The sequence below is a fragment of the Pseudonocardia sp. EC080619-01 genome (genome assembly GCF_001420995.1).
In the GTDB taxonomy this organism is placed as follows: Bacteria; Actinomycetota; Actinomycetes; order Mycobacteriales; family Pseudonocardiaceae; genus Pseudonocardia.
Genome location: NZ_CP012184.1, coordinates 5,022,299 through 5,041,939, shown reverse-complemented (window position 1 = coordinate 5,041,939; position 19,641 = coordinate 5,022,299). Strand labels below are relative to the sequence as shown.

The following is a 19,641-nucleotide window of genomic DNA, read 5'->3' as shown; positions in this document are numbered from 1 at the left end:
CACCGCACCGGGCCGCGGCAGGCTCCCCGCGCCCGCGACCGGCGCGTCGGACCGGTCGGGCCCGGCTCCGGCAGCACCGGCCGACGGGTCCGGCGACCGCTCCGGCGACGGACGCTGCGCGGGGTCCCGGGGAGGATCCGGCGTCGCCCCGGGCGTCGGTCCCACCGGCACCCCGGGCGCACGCACGGTGCGTGCCATCAGAACGTCCCCATCGGCATCGCCCCGTCGAGCGCGCCCGGCCCGGCACCGGTGCCCGCCCAGGCCGGCTGCGGCTGCGCGCTCCCGGCACCGGCGGAGATCCGCTCACCGAAGTGTTCCCGCAGCCAGGACGTCCGGTAGACGGTGTCGAGGTAGCGCTCCCCCAGGTCAGGGGCCAGCGCGACGGCGGTCACGCTCTCGTCACCGTGCCGCGACAGCCAGGCCAGCGCCCCGGCCACGACGGTCCCGGTCGACCCGCCGAACAGGAACCCGCGCCGCGCCAGCCGGTGGCAGATCTCCAGGGTGTCCGGTTCCGCCACGTGGACCACGTCGTCCACGTAGGCCTCGTCGAGCAGCGGGGGCCGGACGCTCGTGCCCAGGCCGGGGATCATCCGCGGCGCGGGCCGGTCCCCGAAGGTGATCGACCCGACGGCGTCGACCGCGACCACCCGCACGCGGCCGGGCCGGGAACGGAAGTACCGGGCGCAGCCCATGAGCGTCCCCGTCGTGCCGGCGCCGACGAACAGCACGTCGATCCCGGGGAACGCCGACTCGATCTGGGGGCCGGTGCTGGTGAGGTGCGAGCCCCAGTTCTCCGGGTTCGCGTACTGGTCCAGCCAGACGTACCGGTCGTCGGACTCCACCATGGACCGGACGAGCGAGAGCCTCGTGGCGAGGTAGCCACCGGCGGCATCCGGGAGGTCGACCACACGGACCTCGGCACCCAGCGCCTCCATGATCCGGTGGGTCGCCGGGTTGCACCGCGGGTCGGTGACGCACACGAAGCGGTAGCCGCGGCTGGCCGCGATCATGGCGAGGGCGACGCCGAGGTTCCCCGACGACGACTCGACCAGCACCGACCACGGGGTCAGCCGCCCGGAGCGCTCGGCCGCGGTCACCATGCCGAGCGCGGCCTTGAGCTTGACCGAGCCCGCGAAGTTGAATCCCTCGCACTTCAGGTAAAGGGAGCGACCCAGCGATCCGGCCAGGTCGACGTACAGGTCGTCGGTGTTGAACTGTTCGGGGGCGGAGATGACGGTCATCGTCGACCTCTCTCAGGGGGTGTGCCGCTCGGCGGTGCCGGCTCGGGTCGTGGGCGACGTCGCGGCCACGACACGCGTCACCGGTCGTCCCGGGCGGGGACGGTGACGCCGTCGGCCATCGCGACCACGACGTCCCGCACGCCGGTGTAGGGATCGCGGCCGTGCGCGACCCGGAGGTTGTCGACGACGAGCAGGTCGCCGTCCTGCCAGGGCTCGCGCACCGTGTGCCGCTCGTGGGCGTCGTTGATCACGTCGACGACGTCGGGCGGGACGGGTGAGCCGTCGCCGAACCGGGTCGTGAACGGCAGCCCGTCCGGACCGTGCAGCTCGACGAGGAACTCGCGCACCTCCGGGTCCATGGCGTACTCCGACAGGAACGCGATCTGGTTGAAGAAGACGCGCTCCCCGGTGGCCGGGTGGACCAGCACGCCGTGCCGGCGCTGCCGGGTGCGCAGACCGCCGCCCGTCGTCCACTCGGTCGCGATCGCGTTCGCCCGGCAGTAGCGCTCGACCTCGTCCCGGTCGGTGGTGCCGAACGCCTGCGTCCAGGACGCCCCGATCTGGTCGCCGTAGTTGCGGACGAGCAGCCAGCCGTCGCGCTGGATCCGGTCGACCAGCGCGCCCGGCAGCTCGTCGACGACCCGTGCGGTGTCGACCAGCGGGGTCGCGCCACCCGACGCCGGTGCCCGCAGGCAGGCGAACATCAGCGTGGCCGGCGTCTCGAGCACGTAGGACAGCTCGTGGTGCGGGCACATGGGCTGCCGCGCGGGCCACGGCGTGGACGAGTGGACACCGTCGGCGAGCAGGGTGCGGGCGGCGACGGCCTCGCGCTCGGTGTAGGCGGCGCCGCCGAGCCGGGCGGCGACGCCGGCGACGTCGGCGACCGTCCGCAGGCCGAGGCCCCGGACCACGACGGCGCCGTGTTCGTCGACGAGGTCGCCCAGTGCGTCGCCGTTCCGTTCGCACCAGTCGCTCGCGTCGCCCGCGGAGCCGGAGGCCAGGACGGGCGGGGGTCCGGGGTGCAGTCGCACCCCCAGCAGTGATCCGGTCATCGTTCTCCCCCCATGTGGTGGTGGTTCGGTCCTGCGGGGAGCGGTGCGGGTCCGGGAGCGGGTGCGTGGCGGGTGGGACGGGCGGCGCGGGCCGGGTTGCCCTCCCAGACGTCCCCGGCCGGCACCTCCTCGCCCTTCATCAGGAAGGCGTCGCAGCCGATCCGGGCCCCGTCGCCGACGACGGAGCCGTAGTGCAGGAAGGCTCCGACGTCGAGGCAGGCGCCGTTGCCGACGGTGATGCGCTCCGACTTGAAGGTGCCGTCCTCCTGGGAGTGGCACTGGATGACGGATCCGGCGTTGAGCACCGCCTCGTCGCCGATCGTGACCAGGGTCCGCTCCGTCAGGGCGCACCCGTCGTCGAACACCCGCCGGCCGATGCGGACGCCGAGGGCGCGGGACACGACGTTCTTGAACGGGGTACCGGCGAGCATCCGGTCCCAGCCCTGGACCACGAGCTTCCAGTAGCGCTCGTGCCACCAGAAGTACGGGTCGTAGACCGAGCAGAAACGGGGATGCAGCGGGTGGAACACGGTCGCCAGCCGCTCGACCGCGACGGTGTAGACCATCGTGAACAGCAGCGAGACGACCATCAGGATGCCGACCGCGACCGGCCCGGGCGGCACGAGGACGTCGGCGAGCAGCAACGTCAGCAAGGTGATCCCGAACAGGCCGCCCCAGCGGAACAGCAGGGCGACGCCGATGGTGCGCCGGTTGTAGCGGTTCTTGCGGCGCAGCCGCTCGTGCAGGTCGAGCCCGCTCTCCAGGTGACCGAACGCGGAGTCCCGGCGCACCGTGCGCGGGATCTCGAAGGGCGGTGAGCCGAGCAGGCCGACGCCGCTGCGGACCGGCCCGTCCGTCGGGACGAGGGTCTTGGTCGCGATGAGGCAGTCGTCGCCCACCCGGGCGCCGGCGGGATAGACGATCCTGTTGCCGAGGAAGCTGTTCGCGCCCAGCCGGGTGCGCGAGACCACGAATGCGGTCGACGAATAGTCCGCATTGACGATGGACAGGCCGTCGGCGACCATCGTCCCGGTCCCGATCGAACTCGCGAACGGGGTCTCGTGCTTGACCGCCGTTCCGAAATTGGTTCCCGTCTGGGGTCGCAGCCGGAGGTCGTGACCGATCAGCCGCAGATACCCGACGATGTAGGAACTGTCGCCCAGCAGGTACGTGAAGAACCTGATGTTGGTCGTCCGGATCACCATCCGGTGCAGGGTGTAGCGGAACCCGTAGAGCCGGTGGATCCGCCCCTCGACGGTGCCGGCCGTGAGCAGCCGGGCGAGCACCGTCGCGCTGACGAGGCCGGCGACGATGCCGACGAGCATCAGGACCCCCGACAGCGCGAGCACCTCCAGGTAGAACAGCAGCGTGTCGTGCGGGACCGTCGCCACCCCGAGGACCGTGTCGAACGTCGGGATGCGCAGCAGCGCCGCGTCGACGACCCCGGTGCTCAGCGGCAGCCAGACCAGTAACAGCGTCAGCAGCTGACCGGCCGCGTAGGCGCCGCGGCGCAGCGACCCGCTCGGCGTCGTCGCCGGACCGCCCGGGTCGCCACCACCCTGCCGTCCCGGAGTGCCCCACCAGGTCTCGCCCGCCGGGATCCGCTGGCCGGTGTGGAGCGACGACGAGTGGGCGAGCCTGCCGCCGTCGCCGATCTCGCTGCCGATGTCGACGACGGCGGCCTCGCCGACGACCACGTCGGCACCGAGCACGACGCGGCCCGTCCGGATGATCCCCGGTTCGGCGCGGTAGCAGGTGAGCACCGAGTCCTTGCGGAGCACGGTGCCCGCACCGATGGTCAGCAGGTCGGGACAGGCCGGCACGAACCGGGACAGCATCACGACCCCCGGGCCGATCCGGGCACCCAGCAGCCGCAGGTAGAGCGGCAGCAAGGGCGAACCCGCGGCGACCAGGAGCAGCGGGTTGGTGCGGACCAGCGACCTGGCCAGCCAGAACCGGAAGTAGCCTGCGCTCCACAACCGGATCTCCCGCTCGGTCCACCGGCCGACGAGCAGCCACTTGGCGACGATCGGCAGCACCGCGAACACCGCGAAGGCGAGCGAGACGGCGACCAGCGAGCGGAGGTAGAAGTCCACGAGCCCGGCCCCCTGCGCGATCCACAGGTAGGCCGTGCCGAGCACCGTCCCGTAGGCCACGGTGAAGAGCACGAAGGTCAGGAGCTGGGCGGCGCCGCACAGCACGTAGGCCACGGACGAGACGGGCGGTGCCGGATCGGGCCGCACCGCCGTCGTGGGCGGTTCGGGGCCGGCGCCCTCCCGGGCGAGCGCAGCGGCCAGACCGGCCGGGGTCGGGTGCGCGTAGACGTCGGTCATCGACACGTCGGGCAGGTCGTCGCGGTGCCGCACCCGGGCGCAGAACCGGGTCATCGTCATCGAGTCCGCGCCGAGGTCGGTGAACACGTCCGCGTCCACCCGCACCTCCGCCTTCAGCAGGTCGGCGAGGATCGCCCGGTAGCCCTCCTGCACGACGCCCGCCGCGTCCGGCCCGCCTGCCCGCCCCGCCCCGGCCAGGGCCGTCGCGAGCCCTCGGGCCGTCGGGTGCGTGTAGACGTCGGTCATCGACACGTGCGGCATCCCCGGCCGTCCGCGGACCCGCGCACAGAAGCGGGCGAGCAGCATGGAGTCCGCTCCGGCGTCGGCGAAGAAATGATCGGTCGGCGCCACCGGGAAACCGGTCATCTCACCGATGAGGGCGCAGATCTCGTTCTCGACGTCCTGTTCCGGATCCGTCCCCGGACGGGAAACGATGATCCGTTCCGCGGCCTGCCGAATCGGCATCCCCGGTACCTCCCCCCGAGCGGAACCCGTCTCTGCCGGTCGAATTCGTCGCAGGTTTCCTCTGTGTTACCCCTCATCGCATTTACCCGACATCGACGACCATCGGAGACGGACGCCGGCCGGGCGCGAGGGTGGTGCCGGATGCCGCGACACCCTGTCGCGACACCCCGTCGCGCGATCCGTGCCCTACCGTTCGCCGCCGGCCACGCAGACGGTTCGGCTTCGCCCGTAATGTGATCTGGTTCACACTTGTTCATCCGACCGAGGTCGCCCCGTGCGGCGCGTGCGCGCGGGCCCCCGGCACCCGGGCACGGATCATGGGTCGACGCGACGGAAGGAGACCCCGTGCCCCGGCTACCACGCCGAACGGTGCTGCTCGGCGCGCTCGGCGGTGCGCTGTCCGGCGCACTCCCCGGTGTCGTGCCGCGCGCACCCGCGCTCCCCGACCCGTTCACCCTCGGCGTCGCGTCCGGCGACCCGGCGCCGGACGGGGTGGTCCTCTGGACCCGGCTCGCGCCCCGGCCCGACGCCGAGGACGGCCGCGGCGGGATGCCGGACCGGGCGGTCGACGTCGAGTGGGAGCTGGCCGAGGACGAGGGCTTCACCCGGGTCGTCCGGCGCGGCACCGAGACCGCGACGGCGCAGGAGGCGCACACCGTCCACGCCGAGCCGGGCGGCCTCGCCCCGGGGCGGGAGTACTTCTACCGGTTCCGCACCGGGACGCACCTGTCTCCCGCCGCGCGCACCCGGACCGCGCCGGCGCCGGACGCGGCCGTACCGGCCCTCACGGTCGCGACGGCGTCCTGCGCGAAGTTCGGGGCCGGGTACTTCACCGCCTACCGGGCGCTCGCCGCCGACGAGCCCGACCTCGTCCTGCACCTCGGCGACTACTTCTACGAGGCCGACGACGGCGACGTCCGGGAGACCGGCGGCCCGGAACCGACCGATCTCGCCGGCTACCGGCGGACCCACGCCCACCAGAAGTCCGATCCCGACCTGCTGGCCGCGCACGCCGTCGCGCCCTGGGTCGTCGTGTGGGACGACCACGAGGTCGTCAACAACTGGGCGGGTGGCGACGGGAGCGTCTCCCCCGACCGCAGGGCCGCGGCGTTCCGCGCGTACTGGGAGCACATGCCGCTGCGCCGGGCGTCGGTGCCGCGCGGGCCGGACCTGCAGCTGTACCGCCGCATCGGGTGGGGCTCGCTCGCGACCTTCCACATGCTCGACACCCGGCAGTACCGGATGAAGGGCGGTTCCATCACCGGCGCGGAACAGGAGCGCTGGCTGCTCGACGGCTTCCGCGCCTCCACCGCGGGCTGGGACGTGCTGGGCCAGCAGGTCTTCTTCGCGCCCCGCTCCGGCGGCGGCAAGCGCCAGACGTGGGACGAGCACCCGGAGTCCCGGGGGCGCATCCAGCAGGGGTGGGTGGACGCCGGGGTGCGCAACGCCGTCGTCCTCACCGGGGACGAGCACGTGCACCACGCCAACGAGCTGCCCGCCGACCCCGACGAGCCGGACGGCCCCGTCGTCGGGACCGAGCTGGTCACCACCTCGGTGACCTCCGGCGGCGACGGCAGTGACGGCGGGGACGACGGGGACGGTGGCGGCGAGGACGACGGCGACGGCGGGGACGACCCGCACCTGCGTTTCCGCGTCGACCGGCGCGGCTACGTCCTCGCCCGGTTCGAGCCGCAGCAGCTGCGCGCCGACTTCCGGACCGTGGAGAGGGTGTCGGAGCGGGACGCCCCGGTCGGCACGGCGGCGTCGTTCGTGGTGCCGGACCGGGAACCCGGGCTGCACGCGCTGTGAGCCCGGGCCCCGGCGGCCCTCAGCCGGTGGCGACCTTCGGAGCGGGCACCGCGCCGGCGTCCAGGGCGTCGAGCACCGCGGCGGCGATCCGCTCCCGGTGCGCCTCGGCGGACCCGAGCAGGGCCGCGTCGGCGACGGCGCGCTTGTAGTACAGGTGCGCCGGGTGCTCCCAGGTGAACCCGATCCCGCCGTGCAGCTGCACGGTGTCCGCGGCGACCCGGTAGCAGACCTCCGAGCAGGTGGCCTGGGCGATCGACACCGCGAGATCGGGGTCGTCCACACCGGACGCGACGGACCAGGCCGCGTGCAGTGCGGTGGTGCGGGCGTGCTCGACGCCGACGAGCATGTCCGCGCACCGGTGCTTCACCGCCTGGAAGGACCCGATCGGACGGCCGAACTGGAGCCGTTCCTTCGCGTAGCCGACGGTGAGGTCGAGCAGCCGCTGCGCGATGCCGGTCTGTTCGGCGGCGAGCAGTGCCCCGGCGGTGCGGAACGCGTGCCGCAGGGCGCGGTCGGCGTCGTCGCCGGTGGCGAGCACCGTGGCCGGCGCCCCGTCGAGGTCGACCCGGGCGATCCGGCGGGTGAGGTCGAGCGAGCCGCGGGGCGTGACCGTCACCCCGGCGGTGCCCTGGTCGACGGCGGCCAGCACCGGGCCGTCGGGCCCGGCCGCGGCGACGAGCAGGACGTCGGCGGCAGCCGCGTCCGGCACGTGGTCGACGGTGCCGGTGAGCCGCCCGTCGTCGGCGGAGACGGCGGCCGCGGTCGCGGCGTCGTAGGGCACCGTCAGGGGCGCGACCAGGGCGGCGGTCCGGGTGCCCTCGGCCAGCTCGGGCAGCAGCGCGTCCCGTGCCGCCGACGCCGGCGCGGCGACCAGGGCCGGGACGGCCAGCCCGACGGTGCCCAGCAGCGGTCCGGTGACCAGCGCCGCGCCGAGCTCCTCGGCCGCGACCGCCTGGTCGACGCAGGTGCCGCCGGCCCCGCCGAGCTCCTCGGGGACGGCGAGGGCGAGTGCCCCCAGCTCCCCGCCGAGCCGGGCCCACAGGGCACGGTCGTAGCCCTCGCCGGTGTCGATCAGCGCGCGCAGCACCGTCTCGTCGTGTGCCCGCTCGGCGAACCGGCGCAGGCCGGCCCGCAGCTCCTGCTGCTCGTCGGTGACGTCGAACTCCTGCGGCTCAGCCACGGGGGACCTCCTTCCACGGGCGGTCGGAGTCCGACCGCGGCTCGCCGGGCAGGCCGAGGACCCGCTCGCCGAGGATGTTGCGCATGACCTCCGAGGTCCCGCCCTCGATGGTGTTCGCGCGCGAGCGCAGGAACCGCTGCTGCAGGGTGGAGCCGGGATCGGCGTGCACCCGGCCGCCGCCGTCCGCGCGGTGCATCGTCCAGTCGTCGTAGAGCAGGGCGTCCGGGCCGAGCAGGTCCATGCAGAACTCGTAGACCTCCTGGTTCAGCTCGGCCCCGACCAGCTTGGACACCGACCCCTCGGGGCCGGGCTGCCCCGCGGTGGCGGTGCGCCGGGCCCGGGCCAGCGTCAGCCGGTGCGCCTCGGCGCGGGTCCAGAGCCGGGCCAGCCGGTCGCGCAGCACCGGGGTGTGCCGGTCGGGGTGCTCGGCCCAGAGCCCGAGCGCCTCGGCGATCACGCCGCTGCCCCGCCTGCCGGTGACCCCGCCGATCGCGGTGCGCTCGTTCATCAGGGTCGTGATCGCGACCCGCCAGCCGGCGCCGACCTCGCCGAGCCGGTGCGCGTCCGGGACCCGGGCGTCGTGCAGGTAGACCTCGTTGAACTCGGCCTGCCCGGTCATCTGCCGCAGCGGGCGCACCTCCACGCCCGGCTGCTCCATGTCGATCACGAAGTAGGTCAGGCCGCGGTGCTTCGGGCGGTCCGGGTCGGTACGGGCGACGACCATCCCCCACCGCGCCACGTGCGCGAGCGTGGTCCACACCTTCTGCCCGTTGAGCACCCACTCGTCGCCGTCACGGACGGCGGAGGTCGCGAGCCCGGCGACGTCGGACCCGGCGCCCGGCTCGCTGAACAGCTGGCACCAGATCTCCTCGCAGGTGGCCATCGGCCGGAGCCACGCGGCGGCCTGCTCGCGGTCCGGTGCGTACTCGACGACGGTGGGCGCGCCCATCCCGTAGCCGATCGGGTTGACGGCGAACATCCGCGGGCCGCCCGCGTCGGTGACGATCCCGTCGACCACCGCCTGCAGTCCGCGGGACAGGCCGAGACCACCGAGCCCCTCCGGGTGGTGCACCCAGGCCAGGCCGGCGTCGTAGAGGGCCCCGAACAGCTCCGCTCGGGGTGCGGTGCGCGGATCGTGTGCGGCGACGACGGCACGGGTGGCGTCGGCGACCCGTTCGGTGTCGGTGTCGGTGTCGGTCGTGGGCGGGGAACTCATCGCACCTCCGAGGACTGGCTGGACGGCGTCGTTGCGGTCGCTCACGAATCTAGGTCATCGGCCCCGGTCCCCAATTTCGACTAACGGGGCTAACGGCCGTTACTCCGCCTGCGACACCCCGGGCGCCCGACCGGTGCACCCGCCTGGTCCGGCCGCGGTGACGACCGCCCGACCGCCCGACCGCCCGACCCACCCTCGCCGCAGAGAGAGCCGGACATGACCCGACCGATGCCGCCGCAGCACCGTCCCCACCCGGGACCCGCCCTGTTCCACCACCCGTACCCCGCCGCCGGGCCGCGCCGCCGCGGCGTCCCGACCTGGGCCGTCCTGGTCGTCGCCGCCGCGCTGGCGCTGACCGTCGCCGGCGCCCTGTTCGTCTCCCTGGCCGGTCCGGCCTACGCCCAGGTCGTGCGGGAGCCGGTGGGCACCGCGGGCGCCAACCCGTTCATGCCCGCCGTCGGTGCCGACGCCACCGGGGTGGTCGCCCCGGCCGGTTCCGGCGGGAGCGTCGCCGGTGACACCGCGGGCCTCTACGGCGGGACCCGCAGCGACGGCACCTGCGACGCCGCGTCGCTCACCGGGTACCTGCGGGACAACCCGGGCAAGGCCACCGCCTGGGCGGGGGCGCTCGGCCTGGGCACCTCCCAGATCGACGGCTACGTCGCAGGCCTCACCCCGGTCGTGCTGCGGGCCGACACCCTGGTCACCAACCACGGCTACGTGAACGGCGTCGCGACCCCGTTCCCGTCGGTGCTGCAGGCCGGCACCGCCGTGTTCGTCGACCGGTGGGGCGTGCCGGTGGTGCGCTGCTCGTGCGGCAACCCGCTGTCGGCCGCACCGACGTTCTACGGCGCCGTCTACACCGGACCGACCTGGGTGTCGTTCTCGGAGACGAACGTGTCGGTCGTGCTGACCAGCAGCGTCGAGATCCGGAACTACACGCTGGTCGACCCGTGGCGGCACCGTCCGTTCTCGCGGCCCGCGACCTCGCACGGCGACCGTGACGGCGACGCCGCCGTCCACGCCCCGGGTGGCTCCGGCTCCACCCCGCCCGCCGGGAACGGCACCTCTCCCGCCCCGGGCACCCCGGGCACCTCCGGCACCGACACCGCGACCGACGCCGGCACCGACACCGGGACCGAGGCCGGTACCGGGACCGAGGCCGGTACCGGGAGCCCCGCCCCGTTCGACCCGGCCGACGGCACCTACACCGTCCCGTGCGGGACCGTGACGCTCTCCGGCGGACGCGGCAGCGCGTCCGACGGCAGCCCGGCCGAGCTGGCCGCCGTCACCACCGGCGACGTCGACGGCGACGGCCGGGCCGAGACCGCCGTCCTCCTCGAGTGCGGTTCCGGCGACGCCACGCAGCAGTCGGTCCAGCTGCTCGACGACACCGGCTCCGTCCTCGCCGAGCTGCCCGTCCCGGCCCCGCCGACCGGCAGCACCGGCACCCCGGAGTTCGACGCGTCGTCGTTCGCCCTGGGCACCGGGTCGCTGACGACCGGTGTCCGGGTCTTCGAGGCGACCGACACCGCGACCGGCGGCCCGACCGGCAGCCAGACCTGGACCTGGACGTGGTCGGGCGGCGGCTTCGTGCTCGACGGGTCCACGGTCCAGCCGGTCGAGACGCCCATCGCCGACGTCACGGACGTTCCCGTCACCGCCGGCCCGGAGGCCACCGGCTACCCGTCTGCGGAGTACCCGGTCACGGAGTCGTCGGACACGGTCACCCCGGCCCCGTCGTCGGCCACCGGCACCGGCACCGCCGGGAACTGACCGGAACGGAATCAGCGCGTCGCCTCGGCCGGTTCCTCCGCACCGGCCGAGGCGAGGTCGATGCCGCGCGTCTCCGGCAGCAGGTACACGGCCACCCCGGAGACCACCAGCAACCCGGCCGAGTAGGCGAGGAAGAGGCCCGGCCTGCCGATCTCCGCGAACAGCGTCTGCAGGTACGGCGCCGTCCCGCCGAACAGCGCGACCGACACCGAGTACGGCACACCGAGCCCGGCCGCCCGGATCCCGGTCGGGAAGAGCTCGGCGTAGAGCGCGGGGGCGATCGCGCAGGGCGCGCCGATCAGGACGAGCGCGACCGTCATCGCGACGAACAGCGTCGGGCCGTCGGAGATCATCGCGTCCAGCGGGAACAGCAGGACGACCAGCAACGCCCCGGGGACGAGCAGGGTGCGGCGGCGGCCGAACCGGTCCGACGCAGCACCCCACGCGGGCAGCAGCAGCATGAAGATCGTCAGCGCGGCGGCACCCGCCCACAACGACGCGGCCGGGGCCACCCCACGGGCGGTGATCGCGTACGCCGGGGCGGCCACCGACCAGACGTAGTAGACGACGGTGATCCCGCTGGTCAGGAACACCACCCGGGCCAGCGCCTTCGGCCGGGAGAACACCCGGCGCAGCAACGACGGTCCCCCGGTGGTGCCTGCCTCCCGGGAGCTCTCCTCCACGTAGGTGTCGGACTCGCGCATCCGCAGGCGCATGACCAGGGCGTACAGCCCGAACACGCCACCGAGGAGGAACGGCACCCGCCAGCCCCAGGACGCCATCTGCCCGGCCGTGAGCGTGCCGGCCAGCACGGCCCCGAGCACGGTGCCGGCGAGGATCCCGACCGTGCCGGAGACGTAGATCAGGCTCGACCACAGGCCGCGCCGCTGCCGGGGTGCCATCTCGGCCAGATAGGTCTGCGCGGCGGGCAGCTCGCCGCCGTGGGCGAGGCCCTGGGCCAGCCGGGCGACCAGCAGCACGAGCGGCGCGGCGAGCCCGATCGTCGCGTAGGTCGGGGTCAGGCCGATCACCAGGCTGCCGACGGCGGCGGTCGCGACGCACAGCGCCATCGACAGCTTCCGGCCGCGGCGGTCGGCGATCGCGCCGAACACCCACCCGCCGAACGGCCGCGCGACGAAGCCGACGGCGAACACGGCGAGCGTCTTGAGCAGCGCCGCGCCGGGATCGTCACCGGCGAAGAACTGCGGGGCGAAGAACGCCGAGAACGTCGCGTAGACGTTCCAGTCGAACCACTCCATGGCGTTGCCGGTACCGATCCCGAGGATGGTGCGACGCCGGTCGGTGCGCTCGGAGTCCCGGGTGCTCATGCGGGCACCCCCAGCCGGGCCGCGGCGAGCGAGGCGTGCAGGGCGGCGGCGTCGCCGAGCACGGCGTCGTCGAACCGGGCCAGCGGCGAGTGGTTCATCGGCGCGCCCGCCGGGTCCGTCCCGGTCGGGCAGGCGCCCATCCCGAGGAACGCACCGGGGATCGCGTCGAGGACCCGGGAGAAGTCCTCCGACCCGCTCACCGGGTCGGTGGCGATGGCGAAGCGCTCCTCGCCGAGCAGCCCGGCGCAGACCTCCGCGGCGAAACCGACCTCGCCGGCGTCGTTGACGGTGCGCGGGTACTCGTCGGTCCACCCGACCTCGGCGCGGACGCCGTGTGCGGCGGCGACGCCGTCGCACACCTCGCGGACCAGCTGCGGGAGCAGCCGGGCGTGCGCGTCGGAGAAGCTGCGCACGGTCGCCTCGAACCGCGCGGTCTCCGGGATGACGTTGCGCCGGGTTCCGGCCCGCACGACGCCGACGGTCAGCACCACCGGGTCGAACATGTCGAAGCGCCGGGTCACCATCGTCTGCAGCGAGGTGATCATCTCCGCGGCGGCGGCGATCGGGTCGCGCGCGGTGTGCGGGTTGGACCCGTGCCCGCCGGCGCCGTGCACGGTGACGTCGAGACCGTGCGAGGCGGACAGGAACACCCCCGGCCGGGTCGTGACGACGCCCGCGGGCAGCCGGTTCGCGAAGACGTGCAGCCCGTACGCGTGGTCGGCCCGGCGGCCTGCGGCGGTGAGCACGCCCTCGTCGATCATCCGGCCGGCGCCGTCCCAGCCCTCCTCGCCGGGCTGGAACATGAACACGACGTCGCCCGCCAGCCGGTCGCGGTGCGCGCAGAGCAGCTGCGCGGCCCCCACGAGGGCGCTGGTGTGCAGGTCGTGGCCGCAGGCGTGCATGGTGCCGGTGCCGGCCGCGAAGTCCTCGCCGCTGTTCTCGGCGACCGGCAGACCGTCCATGTCGCCGCGCAGGAGCACGACCGGGCCGGCGCCGTCACGGGTCGCGGTGCCGCGCAGGACGGCGGTCACCGACGTCGTCGCCGTCCCCTCGGTGATCTCCAGCGGGAGTCCCTGCAGTGCGGTGAGCACCCGGTCACGGGTGCGCGGCAGCTCCAGGCCGATCTCGGGCTCGCGGTGCAGCGCGCGGCGCAGCGCCACCAGGTCCGGGTGCAGCGATCGGGCGTCGTCGGACAGATCCATGCGATCCCCTCGTGTCCTCGCGGCCTGGCCCCGTCGCCCGGCCGCCGGTCCGCGAAGTCTGCGGGCGCGCTCGTCCGGCCTCGTACCATCGACGGATCCGATCTCGAAGCCGGCGACTGCGAGGGATCCGTGCACCACCAGCTGTCCGAGGACGACTTCGCGCTCGTGCACGCCCTCCAGCTCCATCCGCGCGCGAGCTGGAGCGGGCTCGCCCCGGTCCTCGACGCCGCACCGGTCACGCTGGCCCGGCGCTGGGAGCGCCTGCGGGAGGCGGGTCTGGCCTGGGTGACCGGCTACCCGGTCGTGCGCGAGGACGTCATGCAGGTCGCGCTCGTCGAGATCGACTGCGCGCCGGGACGGCTCGACGAGGTGGTGGCGGCCCTCCAGGAGGAGCCGCCGGTGATGACGATCGAGCACGCGGCCCGCGGCCGGGACCTGCTGCTGACCGTGAACGCGCCGTCGTTCGCGGAGCTGTCCGGGCTGGTGCTGGACCGGCTCGCCCGGGTCCCGGGGGTCGCGTCGACACGGACGCACCTGGCCGCCGGCGTCCATCTCGAGGGCAGCCGCTGGCGGCTCGACGCTCTGGACGCGGCCCAGATCGACGCCGTGCGGGAGCTGCGGCAGGCCGACGGGCGGGATGCCGGCGAACCGGTCGACCTGCTCGGCCCGGTGCACCGGCCGATCGTGCGGGAGCTGGGGGCCGACGGCCGCGCCGGTGCCGCCGAGATCGCCGCCCGTATCGGGCGCCCGGCGTCCACGGTGCGCCGTCAGCTCGCCGCGCTGGTCCGGTCCGGGTCACTGGTGTTCCGCTGCGAGGTCGCGCAGCTGCTGACCCGCTGGCCGATCTGCGTGACCTGGTGGATCCGGCTGCCCACCGACGACGTCGCCGACGCGGTCCGCCGGATCCGCGGCGACCCGCGCGTCCGGCTGTGCCTGTCGCTGACCGGCCCGGCCAACTTCCTGGTCACCGCGTGGACGCACACGCTGCCGGAGCTGGTCGGGATGCAGTCGGCGATCGAGCACGCGGTCCCGGCGGCGGAGATCGTCGACACCTCGGTGATCCTGCGGACCCGCAAGCGGATGGGCCGGCTGCTGCACCCGGACGGGCGCTCGACCGGCCGCACCGTGCCGCTCTTCGCGGGCTGATCACGCGGCCCGGGGATACTGGCCGGTGATGGCCTCCCCGCTGCCCGACCTGCCCGTCACCGCCGTCCTCGACGAGCTGGTCCGCACCCTCGACGACCGCGGGGCGGGTGTGCTGGTCGCGCCGCCCGGCACCGGCAAGACGACGCTGGTCCCGCTCGCGCTGGCCGGGCTGACCGGATCCGGCCCGGCACCGCCGGGCCGGGTCGTGGTCGCCGAACCGCGCCGGGTGGCGGCCCGCGCCGCGGCCGCCCGCATGTCGTCGCTGCTCGGGACCGAGGTCGGCGGGCCGGTCGGCTACCGCGTCCGCGGCGACGCCCGGTCCGGGCCCGACACGAGGGTCGAGGTCGTGACCTCGGGGCTGCTGCTGCGCCGCCTCGCCGCCGACCCGGAGCTGGCGGGGGTGTCGGCGGTGGTGCTGGACGAGGTGCACGAGCGGCACCTCGACGCCGACCTCCTGCTCACCCTGCTGCTCGACGCCCGCGACGGGCTGCGCCCGGACCTGCGGCTGCTCGCCACCTCGGCCACCCTCGCCGCCGCCCGCCCCGCCGCACTGCTCGGCGACGGCGACCGGCCGGCCCCGGTGCTGGAGGTCGCGGCGCGCACGTTCGACGTCGACGTCACCCATGTCCCACCGGTCCGCGACGAGCGGACCGAGGCCACCGTCGTCCGTGCGGTGCGGCGGGCGCGCGTGCACGGGTCGGTGCTCGCGTTCCTGCCCGGGGTCGCCGAGATCGACCGGGTCGCCTCGGCACTGCGCGGGCTGGACGACCTCGACGCCGACGTCCTCCCGCTGCACGGGCGGCTGCCCGCGGCCGAGCAGGACGCGGCGCTGCGGGAGGGCCCGCGGGCCCGGGTCGTCCTGGCCACCGCCGTCGCCGAGTCGAGCCTGACCGTGCCGGGGGTGCGCGCCGTCGTCGACTCGGGGCTGGCGCGGGTGCCGCACACCGACCACCGGCGCGGGCTGTCCGGGCTGGTCACCCGGCGGGTGTCACGGGCGGTCGCGGTCCAGCGGGCAGGGCGCGCCGGGCGGGAGGCTCCCGGGCACGCCTACCGCTGCTGGCCCGAGGGCGAGGTGCTCGCCGACGCCCCCGATCCGGAGATCCGGATCGCGGACCTCACCGCGCTCGCGCTGGACCTCGCCGTCTGGGGCACCCCGGACGGGGCCGGCCTGCGGTGGTGGGACGCGCCGCCGCCGGGCCCGCTCGCCGCCGGCCGGGACGTGCTGACCGCGCTCGGGGCTCTCGACGCCGCCGGGTCGGTCACCGCCCGGGGCCGCCGGATCGCGGCACAGGGCCTGCACCCGCGGCTGGCCCGCGCGCTGCTCGACGGTGCGGCAGCCGGGATCGACCCGCGCGAGGTGGCGGGCATCGTCGCGGTGCTCGACGACGACACCCTCGCCGGGCGGGAAGCCGACCTGGCCACGGCCCTCTCCCGGTTGCGGTCCGGGGACGCTCCGGGTGCCCGGCGCTGGCGCGGCGAGCGGGACCGGCTGGCCCGGTCCCTGCACCGCACGGGGCGCGACGGCTCCGGTGACGGTGACGCGGGCACCGGCGGGAACCGCCGGCGGCCCGCTGCGGACCACGGGGACCCGGTCGCGCTGGTGACCGGGTTCGCCCATCCCGAGCGTCTCGCCCGCCGCCGGGAGGCCGGGTCCGGGGTGTACCTGATGGCCGGTGGCACCGCGGCCGAGGTGCCGTCCGGTCCGCTGCGCGACGCGGAGTGGCTCGCCGTCGCCGTCGCGGACCGGCGCCCGGGGCAGGTGCACGGTCGCGTCCGGCTGGCCGCGGCGACCGACCGCGAGACCGCCGAACGGGCCGGGACCGCGCTGCTCGTCGACGGGGCGGAGGTGGTGTGGGAGTCGGGCGACGTCCGGGCCAGGACGGTCCGTCGGCTCGGCGCGATCGTGCTGGAGGAGCGCCCGGACCCGCGGCCGGACGCCGGCGCGGTGCGCGCGGCGCTGGTCGCGGGCCTGCGCGCCGAGGGCACCGGACTGCTGCGCTGGGGGGCGGCCGCGCGGTCGCTGGCCGAACGGCTCGGCTTCCTGCACCGCACCCTGGGCGAGCCCTGGCCGGACGTCGCCGAGGACGCGCTGCTCGACTCCGCCGCCGATCCCGCCGGCTGGCTCGCGGGCCCGCTCGCGACCGCGCGGCGGCGCGCCGACCTGGCCAGGGTCGACGCCGGGCAGGCGTTGCGGGCGTACGCGGCCGGCCGGGTGGGTGGGCTCGCCGGACGCATCGACGAGCTCGCCCCGGAACGCCTCCTCGTGCCGTCCGGGTCCCGGATCGCGCTCGACTACTCGGGCGAGGCGCCCGCGCTGCCGGTGAAGGTGCAGGAGGTCTTCGGCTGGACCGGCTCCCCCGCCGTCGCGGGCGGACGGGTGCCGGTGGTGCTGCACCTGCTCTCCCCCGCCGGGCGCCCGGCGGCGGTGACGGCGGACCTGTCGTCGTTCTGGGCGACCGGGTACCCGCAGGTCAGGGCCGAGCTGCGCGGCCGCTACCCGAAGCACGCCTGGCCGGAGGACCCGCTCACGGCGCCGCCCGGCCGGGGCACCGGGCGGCGTCGCTGAGGCCGGGTCAGGACACCAGGTCGGCGAACACGACGACGTTGTCGGTGTAGCTGTCGGCCGACCGGTCGAACGCGCCGCCGCAGGTGATCAACCGGAGCGCGGCATGGTCCAGGTCGCCGTAGACCTCCCCGGTCGGGAACGCGTCCTTGGGGTACTGCCCGGTGTGCCGGACGGCGAACGTCACCGTGCTCCCGTCGGCGCGGTCGACCCGGATCCGGTCCCCGGGCACCAGCGTGTGCAGCTCCGCGAACGCGCCCGGGAGTCCCTTCCAGTCGACGTGCGCGGCGAGCACGGCCGGTCCGCGCTCGCCGGGTGTGGGCCCGCCGGTGTACCAGCCGACCGTCCCGGCATCGGCCGGGACCTCCAGCGATCCGTCGCCGAGCAGGCCGAGCGGCACCGGCCCGGTGTCCAGGCCGAGCCGGTCGACCCGCAGGCGCACCGGCGCCGACTCCGCCCGCGGCTCCGCGCCCGCCGGCAGCAGCCCGGCCGGTGGCCGGTCCCCCGCCGACGGCGGTGCGGCCGGACCGCCGACCTGCTCCGACGCCGCCGGTTCCGGCGCGCCGGCCGGGTCCGCGACGAGCATCGCGAGCCCGAGCAGCGTGGTCACGCCCGCGACGCGGACGGCCGACCGCCGGCGCCGCCCCCGGGCCGGGCGCATCGGCACCCGGGCCCGGCCCGCGGCGGCGCCGGGCACGGCCGGTCGCCGTGCGGCGGGCGGGTGGCGGGTGCTCACGCCGCCGCGCCGCGCGACGGTGTCCGCGGTCCTGCGGGGCGCGGTTCAGCCACGCCGGCTCGCGACCCGCCGCACCGCGACGGCCCCGATCCCACCCGCGGCGACCGCACCGAACGCGAGCGGCAGCAGGTCCGCCGGGCCGCCACCGGCCTCCACCCCGCCGACCGGGGTGGCGGTGACCTGCGACGGTGTGTCGCCGGAGCCGGTCGAGGCGGCCGTGGCGGTGGCCGCCGAGCCGTAGTCGTGGGACTCGCAGGCGACTCCGTTGTCGTTCTGGTCCAGCCGCTCCGGGTCGCCGGGCTGCAGCGCGGCCTGGGCGTCGGCCTGGCTCGCGAAGTCGGCGCAGTCGCGGTCCTGGGCGAAGGCGGCACCGGCCATCGGCACGGTGGCGGCGACGGCGAGCAGTGCTGCGGCGGGGAGGGTGCGCAGGCGCATCGGGGGTCCTCTCGGGGAAGGGGGGAGCCTGTCCCCTACAGCGATCCGGACAAGTGACTCGTTACACCCGTTCGGGGACGGACCGTAACGGGCTTGATCGGACAGGATCGGGGGCCGGAAGCTGTCCGGGTGACCCCGGACCCGACCGACCTGCCCACCCCGGACGACGTGCACGCCGCCGCGGAGGTCCTCCGCGGGACCGCGCACCGCACCCCCGTGCTGACGTCGCGGCTGACCGACGCCGAGCTCGGCACGACGGTGCTGGTGAAGGCGGAGAACCTGCAGCGCACGGGGAGCTTCAAGTTCCGCGGCGCGTTCCACACGCTGTCCCGGTTCGGGCCGGACGAGCGGCGCGCGGGCGTCGTCGCGTACTCCTCGGGCAACCACGCCCAGGCGGTCGCACTGGCGGCGCAGCTGCTCGACGTCCCGGCGACGATCGTCATGCCCACCGACGCACCGGCGTCGAAGATGGCCGCGACGCGCGGCTACGGCGCCGAGATCGTCGCCTACGACCGCTACACCGAGGACCGCGCCGCGATCGCCGCCGACCTCGCCGGGCGGCAGGGGCTGACCCTGGTGCCGCCCTACGACCACCCGCACGTCATCGCCGGGCAGGGCACCGCGGTGCTGGAGCTGCTCGCGGACCACGGCCCGCTCGACGCGCTGTTCGTCTGCCTCGGCGGCGGCGGGCTGCTGTCCGGGTCGCTGCTCGCGGCGCAGGCGCTCTCGCCGGGCTGTGCGGTGTTCGGTGTCGAGCCCGAGGCCGGCGACGACGGCAGGCAGTCCCTGCGGGCGGGGCGGATCGTGACGATCGAGCAGCCCCGCACGATCGCCGACGGCGCCGCGACCCGGTTCCTCGGCGACCGCACCTTCCCGATCATCGCCAAGCACGTCGAGGACGTCGTGACCGTGCCGGACGCGGCGCTGGTCGAGACGATGGCGCTGTTCGCGTCGCGGTACAAGGTGCTGGTCGAGCCGACCGGGGCGCTGGCGCTCGCCGGGCTGCGGGCGGCCGTCGCCGCGGACCCGCAGCGGTTCGCGGGGGCCCGGGTGGGCGTCACGATCTCCGGGGGCAACGTGGACCTCGACCGGTTCGCCGCGCTGGTGGGCGGCGCGTGAACCGGGCGCCGGCCACCGCGTCGTGGCCGGCGGCCCGGGA

The 19,641-nt window shown here is 75.5% G+C and carries 14 protein-coding genes; 5 read left to right on the top strand and 9 right to left on the bottom strand.

The features are described 5' to 3' along the window. Positions 1 to 197 precede the first annotated feature (197 nt). The 3 genes from sbnA to AD017_RS23715 all read right to left on the bottom strand — a co-directional run bounded on the left by sbnA (position 198) and on the right by AD017_RS23715 (position 5,091). Complete coding sequence (gene sbnA / locus AD017_RS23725; protein WP_060575607.1) at positions 198 to 1,241, bottom strand: 2,3-diaminopropionate biosynthesis protein SbnA; 1,044 nt, start codon at positions 1,239 to 1,241, stop codon at positions 198 to 200. Between the two features lie 77 nt (positions 1,242 to 1,318). Further along, positions 1,319 to 2,293 carry a TauD/TfdA family dioxygenase gene (locus AD017_RS23720; RefSeq protein WP_060575606.1) on the bottom strand — a complete coding sequence of 325 codons (975 nt, stop codon included), beginning with the start codon at positions 2,291 to 2,293 and terminating at the stop codon, positions 1,319 to 1,321. Next, complete coding sequence (locus AD017_RS23715) at positions 2,290 to 5,091, bottom strand: Pls/PosA family non-ribosomal peptide synthetase (RefSeq protein WP_082538290.1); 2,802 nt, start codon at positions 5,089 to 5,091, stop codon at positions 2,290 to 2,292. The genes AD017_RS23720 and AD017_RS23715 overlap by 4 nt, the downstream gene beginning before the upstream one ends. Positions 5,092 to 5,436: 345 nt before the next feature. Between AD017_RS23715 and AD017_RS23710 the strand changes: the two genes are divergently transcribed. Next, entirely contained in the window at positions 5,437 to 6,900 is a 1,464-nt protein-coding gene (locus tag AD017_RS23710) for an alkaline phosphatase (RefSeq protein WP_060575605.1), read from the top strand. Between the two features lie 19 nt (positions 6,901 to 6,919). Here AD017_RS23710 and AD017_RS23705 read toward each other — a convergent pair whose 3' ends face one another. Further along, positions 6,920 to 8,080 (bottom strand): acyl-CoA dehydrogenase family protein, encoded by a 1,161-nt coding sequence (locus tag AD017_RS23705; RefSeq protein WP_060575604.1) that lies wholly within the window; start codon positions 8,078 to 8,080, stop codon positions 6,920 to 6,922. Continuing rightward, positions 8,073 to 9,296 (bottom strand): acyl-CoA dehydrogenase family protein, encoded by a 1,224-nt coding sequence (locus tag AD017_RS23700; protein WP_029239922.1) that lies wholly within the window; start codon positions 9,294 to 9,296, stop codon positions 8,073 to 8,075. Before AD017_RS23700 ends, AD017_RS23705 begins: the two co-directional genes overlap by 8 nt. Positions 9,297 to 9,512: 216 nt before the next feature. Between AD017_RS23700 and AD017_RS23695 the strand changes: the two genes are divergently transcribed. Next, positions 9,513 to 11,072: a DUF6777 domain-containing protein gene (locus AD017_RS23695; RefSeq protein WP_060575603.1), complete on the top strand. Its 1,560-nt coding sequence runs from the start codon at positions 9,513 to 9,515 to the stop codon at positions 11,070 to 11,072. Positions 11,073 to 11,083: 11 nt separating this feature from the next. Here AD017_RS23695 and AD017_RS23690 read toward each other — a convergent pair whose 3' ends face one another. Beyond that, on the bottom strand, positions 11,084 to 12,400 hold the full coding sequence (locus tag AD017_RS23690) for an MFS transporter (protein ID WP_060575602.1): 1,317 nt from the start codon (positions 12,398 to 12,400) through the stop codon (positions 11,084 to 11,086). Next, positions 12,397 to 13,602, bottom strand: a complete 1,206-nt coding sequence (locus tag AD017_RS23685; protein ID WP_010240733.1) for a M20 family metallopeptidase — start codon at positions 13,600 to 13,602, stop codon at positions 12,397 to 12,399. Before AD017_RS23685 ends, AD017_RS23690 begins: the two co-directional genes overlap by 4 nt. Before the next feature lie 129 nt (positions 13,603 to 13,731). Here AD017_RS23685 and AD017_RS23680 point away from each other — a divergent pair, with 129 nt between their 5' ends. Continuing rightward, positions 13,732 to 14,748, top strand: coding sequence for an Lrp/AsnC family transcriptional regulator (locus AD017_RS23680; RefSeq protein ID WP_010240735.1), 1,017 nt, complete (start codon positions 13,732 to 13,734; stop codon positions 14,746 to 14,748). Positions 14,749 to 14,776: 28 nt separating this feature from the next. Further along, the gene (hrpB, locus tag AD017_RS23675; protein ID WP_060575601.1) at positions 14,777 to 17,314 is read left to right on the top strand and encodes an ATP-dependent helicase HrpB; all 2,538 of its coding nucleotides are present in this window, start codon (positions 14,777 to 14,779) and stop codon (positions 17,312 to 17,314) included. A gap of 7 nt (positions 17,315 to 17,321) precedes the next feature. Here hrpB and AD017_RS23670 read toward each other — a convergent pair whose 3' ends face one another. Together AD017_RS23670 and AD017_RS23665 are read right to left on the bottom strand one after the other, a co-directional pair. Beyond that, on the bottom strand, positions 17,322 to 18,047 hold the full coding sequence (locus AD017_RS23670; protein ID WP_060575600.1) for a class F sortase: 726 nt from the start codon (positions 18,045 to 18,047) through the stop codon (positions 17,322 to 17,324). A 45-nt stretch (positions 18,048 to 18,092) separates the two neighbouring features. After that, the gene (locus AD017_RS23665; RefSeq protein WP_060575599.1) at positions 18,093 to 18,482 is read right to left on the bottom strand and encodes an excalibur calcium-binding domain-containing protein; all 390 of its coding nucleotides are present in this window, start codon (positions 18,480 to 18,482) and stop codon (positions 18,093 to 18,095) included. Between the two features lie 129 nt (positions 18,483 to 18,611). On the opposite strand from AD017_RS23665, the gene AD017_RS23660 reads away from it, so the two are divergent. Next, positions 18,612 to 19,601: a threo-3-hydroxy-L-aspartate ammonia-lyase gene (locus AD017_RS23660; protein ID WP_060575598.1), complete on the top strand. Its 990-nt coding sequence runs from the start codon at positions 18,612 to 18,614 to the stop codon at positions 19,599 to 19,601. The last annotated feature ends 40 nt before the right edge of the window (positions 19,602 to 19,641 follow it).

What these genes read in the sequence shown, in the direction of transcription:
- sbnA (WP_060575607.1), bottom strand. Translation starts at nt 1,241, where the DNA reads ATGACCGTCATCTCCGCCCCCGAACAGTTCAACACCGACGACCTGTAC.
- AD017_RS23720 (WP_060575606.1), bottom strand. Translation starts at nt 2,293, where the DNA reads ATGACCGGATCACTGCTGGGGGTGCGACTGCACCCCGGACCCCCGCCC.
- AD017_RS23715 (WP_082538290.1), bottom strand. Translation starts at nt 5,091, where the DNA reads ATGCCGATTCGGCAGGCCGCGGAACGGATCATCGTTTCCCGTCCGGGG.
- AD017_RS23700 (WP_029239922.1), bottom strand. Translation starts at nt 9,296, where the DNA reads ATGAGTTCCCCGCCCACGACCGACACCGACACCGACACCGAACGGGTC.
- AD017_RS23695 (WP_060575603.1), top strand. Translation starts at nt 9,513, where the DNA reads ATGACCCGACCGATGCCGCCGCAGCACCGTCCCCACCCGGGACCCGCC.
- AD017_RS23690 (WP_060575602.1), bottom strand. Translation starts at nt 12,400, where the DNA reads ATGAGCACCCGGGACTCCGAGCGCACCGACCGGCGTCGCACCATCCTC.
- AD017_RS23685 (WP_010240733.1), bottom strand. Translation starts at nt 13,602, where the DNA reads ATGGATCTGTCCGACGACGCCCGATCGCTGCACCCGGACCTGGTGGCG.
- hrpB (WP_060575601.1), top strand. Translation starts at nt 14,777, where the DNA reads ATGGCCTCCCCGCTGCCCGACCTGCCCGTCACCGCCGTCCTCGACGAG.
- AD017_RS23665 (WP_060575599.1), bottom strand. Translation starts at nt 18,482, where the DNA reads ATGCGCCTGCGCACCCTCCCCGCCGCAGCACTGCTCGCCGTCGCCGCC.